This window comes from Terasakiella sediminum (genome assembly GCF_033100395.1).
Classification (GTDB): Bacteria; Pseudomonadota; Alphaproteobacteria; order Rhodospirillales; family Terasakiellaceae; genus Terasakiella.
This window is the reverse complement of record NZ_JAWLVJ010000022.1, coordinates 65,961-75,814: the sequence shown is the minus strand read 5'-3', so window position 1 is coordinate 75,814 and position 9,854 is coordinate 65,961. Positions and strand designations below refer to the sequence as shown.

Here is a 9,854-nt window from a genome sequence, read left to right as displayed (position 1 = left end):
TCCCTCAGTCTTTCGAGAGCGCCAACCCGGCAGCGCCGCGTCGGTGAACGGGGTTATAGAGACCTCGCCAACACCTGTAAACACCTTTTTTCAAAAAAAATGCACAAAAGGTCAAATAAACTGACATATTTTACCTAAACCGTTGGTTTATAATAATAAAATAATTGAAAATAAATCGATTAAAAAGGACTCGGAAACAAGCCCGCTTCCATTTTACGGCCATCCTGTGCTAAAGAATGGCCCATGACACATGAATCTGATGAGACGGAAGGCCCCGTCATTGATCCAATTGCCGCCAGTATTTTAGATACATTGGCAGATGGATCAGCCCTCACGGTCGAGCAAATGGCGAAAGTCATTGCCGAACAACGCAAACGCCCAAAGGATGGGCCACAGCTGTGGCGCAAATATATGCAGGCTGTGAAACAACAGTCCATGCATCTGGGTAAAACCGGAAAGATCGAAATCGTCCATAAGGGCGAAGTGGTTGATCCGGATAACTTTAAAGGCCGGGTTCACCTGCGCCTGAAGAAATAAAAAAAGCCTTTCCCCTGAATTCAGTGGAAAGGCTTTTTTCTTGGATATGTAAAAGGATTACATCATCCCTTTATCACGGGCTTCTTTTGACAGTTCCTCGCGGAAATCCGGATGCGCGATATCAATCAATGCCTTGGCACGTTCCTGGAGCGAGCGGCCTTTCATATCAGCCACCCCATATTCTGTGACGATATACTGCACATCCATACGCGGGTCAGTAATGGCCCCGCCCATAATGTTTGGCGTAATGCGCGAAACCGTGCCTTTCTTAGCCGTCGAATGAAGAGCGATAAAGGATTTGCCGCCCGGAGCCGCATAAGCGCCGCGCACAAAGTCCAACTGGCCGCCGGTACCGGAGAATTGATGCCCACCGATACTTTCAGAATTTACCTGCCCGGTGAAATCAACCTCGATCGCCGCATTTACAGAAATCATATTTTCGTTCTTGCGAATCACAGAAGGATTATTCACCCAGGCAACCGGATAGCCAACGATGGAGGGGTTATCATCCATGAAATCAAACATTTCCCGATCCCCCAAAGCGAGAGTAAAGACATGTTTGTGCGGCATCAGAGTCTTGCGGCGACCATTCAACACGCCCTTTTTGATCAGATCGACCATGGGCGGAGAGAAAAGTTCTGAATGAAGTCCCAGGTCTTTGTGGCTTTGCAGCTGTGACATCACGGAGTTAGGCACAGCCCCAACCCCCATCTGCAGCGTCGCCCCATCAGGAATACGTTCTGCAATGAAGTGACCGATTTTTTCGTCTTCAATACCGCCTGGGCCACCGCGTGGAATTTCCATCAAAGGCGGGCTATTTTCAACGATCATGTCCACATCAGAGATATGCAGCAGACATTCCCCGAAAGTGCGTGGCATATTTTCATTTACTTCAACGATAATCTTTTTGGCTTTGCGCACAACAGTGGCACCGTAATCCGGGTTCGTTCCCAAAGAGAAGTAACCCGCCTTATCCATTTTAGACACGGTCACCACGAAACAATCCGGTGAGATGGATTCTGTCAGCAAGCGTCCAGCCTGGTGGAAAAGACAAGGAACAAAATTGACCCATTCTTCGCCTTGTTCATAGCCTTGTTTCGCCAACTGTCGGTCATGGCCGCTCATGAATAAAGGATGAGGTTTAATCACCCCCATCAGTTCCGGCACAAAAAGCGATTCTGTCGCAGCTTCGCTGGCATGCATGTAATAAACATTCAGTTTGGTGAACCAGCCTTGCTTGGCCCGGCTGGCGACAGCTTCCATCAAAGCCGGTGGCATGGCAACGCTCATGCCCAAAATCAGGTTGGAACGGTCCGCGATACTGGCAACCGCATCATGCGCGGTTGTTTTTTTGGATTCATATAAGTCGTTATAAAGTGACACGGGAATTCCCCCTTTTCTATTTCCGCGTTATTCAAAACATTTGAACAACATAAAGCATCTTTTCGCAACTGCAAAAAGAAACTCTTTTGACATTAGTCAGGATCAACGGTTGAACTAATGCTATAATATCCAAACAGGGTATAAAAAAGGGGATGGCGCGTTATGGGCACACAAACCTCACCCCAGAGCACGGCGGATAAGAAAACCGGAATACACAGCAACATCTTTCTGGGTGGAACCTTGTTATGTGTGGTGCTGTGGGCAATCGGAGCCGGAATTGCCTGGGAAAACTATGTCAATGAACGGCAGAAAAGCCAGCATGAGATCATTGACCTTGGCAATCAGATTTCTCATCACAGCCTGATCATTTTTAAAAATGCCAATAATGCCATTGATCAGTCAGTCAAACGTTTTTCAAATAACTGGGACGAGCTAACCCAAAACAGAATCGCAGCCCATGATCTACTGTCCAGCACCTTTGCCGGGATTTATGACTTGGAAGACGTACGTCTCATCACGCCCAATGGCCAACATATTGTTACCTACAAACACCGTTTTGAAAAAGCAGGATCGAAAATCCCGGGCTATCTGCATCCGCTGGTCTTGCGTGAACTCATCAGTGATCAGAAGCAAATGAACATCAGCCCCCTGCCCTATAAAGGAGCCATTGCCCTGAGCCACCCGGTTTATGACAAATCTGGCAGCCTGCGCGCGTATCTTCTGGCGCGCATCAACACGGGTGTTCTTGAAGATATGTATTCAAGTACCCATCCGGACAGTAGACATCAGTTCGCAATACTGGATCAGAACGGTTTTCTTCTCTCCAGCCATGAGGGGATGAAAATTCCGGACATCATTGAGAGCTTTAAAACCGGGTCCGAACGTCAATATGCCTTGCCGCATTGCCTATGCGTTTTGACCAAAGTTCCAGGCTACGACCTTGTGATTCTCACCCGCAGTGTCAAAAGTGTTGTCTATGCAAACTGGAAGCGTCATACCGTGGCCTATGGTGTTATCGGCGTCATCTTTACGATTTTCATTCTGACCTATTCCTTTAAAATCCTACGCACACTTGCCCGTGCCCGCCATGAAAATATGATTCGCAGGGAAACAGAGCGTGACCTGATCAAACTGTCACAAGCGGTGGAACAAAGCCCGGTCAGTGTAGTGATTACAGATAAGGACGCAAATATCGAATATGTAAATCACACCTTTACCAAGATCACAGGCTACGAACCAGATGAAGTCATCGGACAGAACCCACGCATCCTGCACGCCAATGAAGAAGATGTAACTGATTACGAAAGTCTGTGGGCCACTCTTTTAGCAGGGCACGAATGGCGCGGTGAATTCCATAACAAACGTAAAGACGATACGACGTTTTGGGAACGTGCGACGCTGAGCCCCATCAAGGATGAAAATGGCAGCATCACTCATTTCCTGGGTGTAAAAGAAGACATTACTGACAAAAAAGAAATCGAAGACCAACTGCAAATGGCCGCCACCGTCTTTGAAACTGCGGCAGAGGCCATCATGGTCTGCAATGGAAAGAAAGAAATTGAAACAGTGAACAGTTCCTTCACTGAAATCACCGGCTATCAGATGGAAGAAGTCATCGGGAAAACGCCAGCCTTGCTGAAATCGGGGCACCATAATGACGAATTTTATCAAAATATGCTGTCAAAGCTGGAAATGCAGGGGCAATGGGAAGGCGAGATTTGGAATCGCAGAAAAAACGGCGACATCTATCCGCAATGGCTCTCCATCAAGGCCATCTTTGGGGATAATGGTACGCCTATTCGCTATATCAGCCTGTTCACAGATATTACCCTTAGAAAAAGCAATGAAGAGCGCATCCTGTTTCAAGCCAACTATGATGCCTTAACCAACCTGCCCAATCGCAGCCTGTTTATGGACCGCCTGAAACAGGCCGTCATCAGTGCCGAACGCTCAAACACTCAAATCGCACTTTTATTTATCGACCTGGATCGTTTTAAAAATGTAAATGATTCCTTGGGTCATGCCTGCGGGGATATGCTATTAAAAGAAGCCTCAAGCCGCCTGACTGATCTGGTGCGGAAATCAGATACGGTTGCACGGCTTGGCGGGGATGAATTTACCGTGATCCTGCAGGACTTGAGCGATTTCACCCAGATTGAGAGTATTGTCGATAAAATGCTGCACAGTCTGGCCGAACCTTTTGATCTGAACGGCAATATCGCCTTTGTTTCAGCCAGCATCGGGATTACTATTTTCCCAAATGATGCCAGATCCATTGAAGATTTGCTTAAAAATGCCGATACGGCCATGTATCAGGCTAAGGAAAATGGCCGCAATCTTTCCCAATTCTTCACCAAGAAAATGAACGAACAGGCCCGGGAACGCCGCGATCTGGAAACAGCGCTTCATCAGGCACTGGAGCGTGAAGAATTCGTCCTTCATTACCAGCCGATCATTCATGCAGAAACCGGACAATTGGCAAGCTGTGAAGTCCTGCTTCGCTGGCATCAGCCGGAACATGGCAATATTTTTCCCGATACCTTTATTCCCCTGGCCGAAGATACCGGACTGATCCTGCCAATTGGGGAATGGGTGCTGCGCAAAGCCTGCTATGAGGCAAAAATCTGGGAAAGCTATTGCCAGGTGCCGCCCAAAGTCTCCATCAACATGTCGTCCAAACAGTTTCAACGCACCAACGTTGCTGCATTGGTCAAAACGATTCTGGCAGAAACCGACTTAAGCCCCCATCGCCTGAACCTTGAAATCACTGAAAGTCTGTTGATTGCTGACGATGATCTGATCATTGAGCAGCTTTATGGATTGCGTGACTTAGGGGTTGGATTATCCATCGATGATTTTGGCACAGGTTATTCATCCCTTAGTTATTTAAGGCGTTTTCCGATCACAACATTGAAAATAGATCGTGCATTTATTCTGGATTTGCCTAATGATGCTGAGGCCGTTGCCCTGGTTTCTGCAATTTTATCGCTGGCGGAAAGTTTAAAACTGGATGTCGTCGCCGAGGGGGTTGAAACCGAAGAACAACTGGCAAAATTAAGAGCCGATGGCTGCGGGTATATTCAGGGCTATTTCTACAGCCCGCCCGTGCCGATTGAAGCCTTTAGACTATTGGTTAAACAAAATGGACCGCTAGATCCCGATGAATAGAGTGATTGAACATTGGAATAAGAAATATGAAGGAAATGACCTTGTATTTGGCAGCACCCCAAATGAGTTTTTAACCACACAAACCCATCACCTTGCAAATGGCGGTCGTATTCTGGCCGTGGGTGACGGCGAAGGGCGCAACGGGATCTGGCTTGCCGAACAAGGGTTTGAGGTTCTATCCGTTGATGGTGCCCAAAACGGTGTTCGAAAAGCTACGGAACAGGCAAAACTCAAAAATATCAGCCCTATTTTTCAGGGTGTCTGCGCAGATTTGCTGGAATGGGATTGGCCGGAAACTGCCTTTGATGGCGTGGCCTGCCTTCATCTATATTTCCCGCCACAGGAACGAAGACATATGCATAATCAGATGATGCGCAGTCTTAAAAAAGGCGGTCATCTGATTTTAGAAGTCTTTCACCCCAATAACGTGGGGCGCGATTGCGGTGGGCCGAAGATCAAAGAGCTTTGCTACACAGCGGACGACCTGAAAATTGATTTTTCCCCCTACGACATCCTGCTTCTGGAAGAAACAGAACGCGAGGTCAAACAATCCAGCTTCCACAATGGTGGTTTGGGCTATGTCACCCGCTGTGTTGCGCGCAAATAGCTGAAGCTTTTAAGCGCCTAACAACTGAATACTCCAGTTTGCCGCTTTCATGCGCAGGTCATGGACATGGGAAAGTTCTTCATCATAGCGCCAGTTCTGTGCAGCCTCTTCTGAAGGAAATGATAGCAGAACAAGCATATCTGTTTCATTTTCTGCGCCTTCAAGCGTGATTAAATTCGCACTTGATTTCACCAAAGCCCCACCATGTTTTTTTAGAGCACCAGGGGCATGTTCGCGATATTGCGTCAACGCGTCTTTATCAACACCACGGGCTTGGGCAACAACATAAACCGTCATGATATTCTCCTGTTTAAATGACGTTGTATGATGCAAGGAACATATCGCCAAAATACATGTGCGAAAATCCTATAAATATTCAACCAGCCTGTGCAATAATGCACGTATGCAAAGCTGGGATGATTTAAAATATGTTTTATATGTGCAACGCCATGGCGGATTAAGCGCGGCAGCACGGTCGCTTGGGGTCAACCACACCACGGTTTCCCGGCGGATTTCTTCGCTTGAAAAACAGATGGGTGTGCGGCTGTTTGACCGCCTGCCTACTGGATTGAAAGTTACCAGTCATGGGGAACGTTGTGTGGAAAGCGCAAAAGAAATTGAACGACATGTTCTGGAACTGGATGTTTCCATTGCCGCCAAGGATATTCAGTTGGCTGGTCCGCTCACCATCTCCGCCCCGCAACTGATCGTGCAAATCCATCTGGCTGATATCGCAACCAAGTTCAAGGAAGTCTACCCACAGATTGACCTGACCCTGATGGCCACGACAGATACGGTTAATTTGCATCGTCGCGAAGCTGATGTCTCCATCCGTGCAATCAATGAACCAGACAACAGCTTGTGGGGTCGAAAAGCTTTTTCCCAAAACTGCATGTATTACGGGGCTGAAACCTATCTGAATAGGATGCAAGGATCAATGGGGCTGGATTGCATCAATTTCATATGGCGCGGGGATGAACCGGCTGAAGAAGTCATCAAACCCTACCCGCAATCCAAAGTGATCGCGAAATTCGACGATATGGTCGCTGTGCTGGGGGCTGTGACCGCAGGCATGGGCATTGCGCGCATGCCCTGTTTTATCGGGGACAGCCAGCCCGGTTTAGCCCGCGTGCCGAATATTCCCGCTGCCCCCTATTTCGACATATGGATTTTAACTCATCCTGATTTAAAAGATGTCCCACGCATCAAAACCTTCATGCGCTTTGCGGCAGACGAACTCAAGAAGCGGGAACACCTGTTTCACGGGGATTAACGTACAATCGCCAAAGCTTTAAAATCTTTAGGTCCGAACAAACTTTCATAGCTGAACTTCAGGATATTTTCTTGGGTAAGCAGATTGGTTTGCGGGCCGCTGACGAAAGCGAAATCACCTTTTTCAACATCCGGTGTTTCACCGTGCATGAGACGCAACAGATTAACAACCGCAATTTTCCCCATATCAATCATCTGATCATTCACCGCGACCAGAATGTCACCGCGCTTCAATCCTTTATAAAGATCGCCATTGATGTAAGGTGCGATTAGTTTCAAGTTCGGGTGTTTGTCTTTATACTCATCTTTGATAAAAACTGCGCGTTCAACCGCCGGTGCCGTGCCCAGCATATAATCTATATTGTCATTATGTTTTAAAGCGACACGCACCAGGCGTTCCTGCATCTTAGGCTTTGTATGACCATGCAGTTGAGTGACAATTTCCACGCGATCCTTTATTCTGTCGTCATTTTCAATGGCATCGCGGAAACCGGAAATCATATCGTTGGACCAGGCAGCCCCTTCCGGCCCCATCACAATAGCAATGCGCACCTTGCCTGTCGGTTTTGTCTGTTGAATATGATCAATCACCCATTTTCCCAGCCCAAAGCTTGCATCATGATAATAAACCATGGCCTTGGCACTGATCCCTTCGGCATAAACTTCATTGGCATAACCAACAACCGGAACTTTTTTAGCCGCCTCATTAATGGCACGCGCCAGTTTGTAACTGTCATTGGCTGCCAGCAATACACCGTCATGGTTAATAGCGTCCCGCGTTAGGAGCTTAATCTGCTGACCAATATTCAGATAACTTTGGGCGGAATAAACCTGCAACTTCAGCTTAAAATCTTCTGATGCCTTATGGACCGCATAGGCAAATGTCTGCCAAGTGTCATCCAGTTGTGGCACCACCAAGGCAATGCGATATTGCTTATCCGTTTTTTGCGGGAATTGAAGCAACATCTTCTGCGGACCAGCCAAATCCAACCGCCCGGCAAGTCCGGCTTTCTGATCCGCATTTTTATGAAAATACCCATTGATCTGCATATCCGCCCGTGCAGGACTTAAGACTGCCAACAGCGATAAAATTGCAATTACAGATGCGATGTTTATTTTCTTCATCTTCATTTACAAGCCATTTCAACTTCTTACAGTATATGGGCATTTGAGGAAGATACAACAATGCAACAAAAAACCCCGCACCTTTTTCAGATACGGGGCTTTTATAAAAGACGTCAAACTCAGACGAATTCTTTGAAGAAGTCGTTACCTTTGTCATCCACAATGATGAATGCTGGGAAGTCTTCGACTTCGATTTTCCAGATAGCTTCCATGCCCAGTTCTGGATATTCGATACATTCCATGGATTTGATAGATTGTTTGGTCAATTCCGCTGCAACACCACCGATGGAGCCCAGATAGAAACCGCCATGCTTGTTACAGGCATCTGTCACCGCTTGTGAACGGTTCCCTTTGGCAACCATGATCATGGAGCCGCCATTTTCCTGGAACAAATCAACATAGGCATCCATACGACCTGCTGTTGTCGGACCGAAAGAACCAGACGCATAGCCTTCAGGTGTTTTCGCCGGACCTGCATAATAAACCGGGTGGTCTTTGAAGTATTGTGGCAGTTCTTTACCTGAATCCAACAATTCTTTCAGTTTGGCGTGTGCGATATCGCGCGCAACGATCATGGTCCCGGTCATTTTCACACGTGTTTTCACCGGATAGCCGGACAGGGTCTTGCGGATTTCATCCATCGGCTGGTTCAGATCAATCGCGACCTCTTCCACACCTTCTGCTTCGGCAGTTGGCAGCAAGTCAGCCGGGTTGTCACACAGCTGTTCAATGAACACACCGTCTTTGGTGATTTTCGCGAACAACTGACGGTCCGCAGAACAGGACACACCAATGGATACCGGACAAGACGCACCGTGGCGCGGCAGGCGGATCACACGGATATCATGACAGAAGTATTTACCACCAAACTGTGCCCCCATGCCCAGTTCCTGCGTCATTTTCAGAACGTCCTGTTCAAATTCCACATCACGGAAAGCCTGGCCTTTGTCACCACCTTTTGTCGGCAGGTTATCCAGATATTTGGCAGACGCCAGCTTGGTTGTCTTCAGGTTTGTTTCCGCAGACGTCCCGCCGATGGTGATCGCCAGGTGGTATGGTGGACAAGCCGCTGTCCCGAGCGTGCGGATTTTCTCATCCAGGAATTTCATCAGCGATTTTGGGTTCAGCAAAGCTTTTGTTTGCTGATAAAGGAACGTCTTGTTTGCAGACCCGCCGCCTTTCGCCATGAACATGAACTTATAGGCGTTGCCTTCAGTCGCGTACAAATCAATCTGTGCTGGTAGGTTGTTGCCTGTGTTGACTTCTTCATACATGTCAACCGGGGAAACTTGCGAATAACGCAGGTTCAATTCGGAATAAGCTTCAGAAACACCTTTTGAAATCGCTTCTTCATCCTGGCCATCAACCCAGCAGTATTTACCGCGTTTCCCCATAACGATCGCGGTCCCTGTATCCTGACAAAGGGGCAAAATACCATCAGCTGCTGTTGTCGCGTTTTTGATCATTTCCAGCGCAACGAAACGGTCGTTATCAGATGCTTCCGGATCTTCCAGAATGCTGGCAACCTGTTTCATGTGGGCCGGGCGCAGTTTGTGCGAAATTTCTTTAAACGCTTCTTTGGTCAGAACGCGGATTGCTTCCGGGTCAACTTTCAGCACTTCCTTGCCGTCTACGTCCACAGTGGAAACATAGTCAGAAGTCAGTTTGCGATATTCGGTGGTATCTTCCCCAATGGGGAACATGTCATGATAAACGGTGTCGCTCATCTCAAGGTCTCTTTTTATTGGTCTGTGAAACAAAA

At 47.6% G+C, this 9,854-nt stretch carries 8 protein-coding genes; 4 read left to right on the top strand and 4 right to left on the bottom strand.

The window, feature by feature from the left end; genetic code table 11:
- The first annotated feature begins 243 nt into the window (after window positions 1-243).
- Window positions 244-537: a DUF3253 domain-containing protein gene (locus RYZ26_RS16060; RefSeq protein WP_317684257.1), complete on the top strand. Its 294-nt coding sequence runs from the start codon at window positions 244-246 to the stop codon at window positions 535-537.
- A 57-nt stretch (window positions 538-594) separates the two neighbouring features.
- Here the strand turns inward: RYZ26_RS16060 and RYZ26_RS16055 are convergent, their stop codons facing one another.
- Entirely contained in the window at window positions 595-1,920 is a 1,326-nt protein-coding gene (locus tag RYZ26_RS16055) for an acetyl-CoA hydrolase/transferase family protein (protein WP_317684256.1), read from the bottom strand.
- A gap of 162 nt (window positions 1,921-2,082) precedes the next feature.
- Here RYZ26_RS16055 and RYZ26_RS16050 point away from each other — a divergent pair, with 162 nt between their 5' ends.
- Together RYZ26_RS16050 and RYZ26_RS16045 are read left to right on the top strand one after the other, a co-directional pair.
- The gene (locus tag RYZ26_RS16050; RefSeq protein WP_317684255.1) at window positions 2,083-5,088 is read left to right on the top strand and encodes a bifunctional diguanylate cyclase/phosphodiesterase; all 3,006 of its coding nucleotides are present in this window, start codon (window positions 2,083-2,085) and stop codon (window positions 5,086-5,088) included.
- Window positions 5,081-5,695, top strand: a complete 615-nt coding sequence (locus tag RYZ26_RS16045) for a class I SAM-dependent methyltransferase (RefSeq protein ID WP_317684254.1) — start codon at window positions 5,081-5,083, stop codon at window positions 5,693-5,695. The genes RYZ26_RS16050 and RYZ26_RS16045 overlap by 8 nt, the downstream gene beginning before the upstream one ends.
- Window positions 5,696-5,704: 9 nt before the next feature.
- Here the strand turns inward: RYZ26_RS16045 and RYZ26_RS16040 are convergent, their stop codons facing one another.
- On the bottom strand, window positions 5,705-5,992 hold the full coding sequence (locus tag RYZ26_RS16040) for a DUF1330 domain-containing protein (RefSeq protein WP_317684253.1): 288 nt from the start codon (window positions 5,990-5,992) through the stop codon (window positions 5,705-5,707).
- A 106-nt stretch (window positions 5,993-6,098) separates the two neighbouring features.
- Here RYZ26_RS16040 and RYZ26_RS16035 point away from each other — a divergent pair, with 106 nt between their 5' ends.
- On the top strand, window positions 6,099-6,968 hold the full coding sequence (locus RYZ26_RS16035) for a LysR family transcriptional regulator (protein WP_317684252.1): 870 nt from the start codon (window positions 6,099-6,101) through the stop codon (window positions 6,966-6,968).
- Here the strand turns inward: RYZ26_RS16035 and RYZ26_RS16030 are convergent.
- Window positions 6,965-8,092: a substrate-binding domain-containing protein gene (locus RYZ26_RS16030; RefSeq protein WP_317684251.1), complete on the bottom strand. Its 1,128-nt coding sequence runs from the start codon at window positions 8,090-8,092 to the stop codon at window positions 6,965-6,967. The genes RYZ26_RS16035 and RYZ26_RS16030 overlap by 4 nt on opposite strands.
- Window positions 8,093-8,211: 119 nt before the next feature.
- A complete protein-coding gene (locus tag RYZ26_RS16025; protein WP_317684250.1) occupies window positions 8,212-9,819 on the bottom strand; it encodes a fumarate hydratase in 1,608 nt (535 codons plus the stop codon).
- Between the last annotated feature and the right edge of the window lie 35 nt (window positions 9,820-9,854).

Excerpts from the sequence above, each read along its gene's own strand:
- RYZ26_RS16060 (WP_317684257.1), top strand. The coding sequence starts at position 244 with ATGACACATGAATCTGATGAGACGGAAGGCCCCGTCATTGATCCAATT.
- RYZ26_RS16050 (WP_317684255.1), top strand. The coding sequence starts at position 2,083 with ATGGGCACACAAACCTCACCCCAGAGCACGGCGGATAAGAAAACCGGA.
- RYZ26_RS16045 (WP_317684254.1), top strand. The coding sequence starts at position 5,081 with ATGAATAGAGTGATTGAACATTGGAATAAGAAATATGAAGGAAATGAC.
- RYZ26_RS16040 (WP_317684253.1), bottom strand. The coding sequence starts at position 5,992 with ATGACGGTTTATGTTGTTGCCCAAGCCCGTGGTGTTGATAAAGACGCG.
- RYZ26_RS16035 (WP_317684252.1), top strand. The coding sequence starts at position 6,099 with ATGCAAAGCTGGGATGATTTAAAATATGTTTTATATGTGCAACGCCAT.
- RYZ26_RS16030 (WP_317684251.1), bottom strand. The coding sequence starts at position 8,092 with ATGAAGAAAATAAACATCGCATCTGTAATTGCAATTTTATCGCTGTTG.
- RYZ26_RS16025 (WP_317684250.1), bottom strand. The coding sequence starts at position 9,819 with ATGAGCGACACCGTTTATCATGACATGTTCCCCATTGGGGAAGATACC.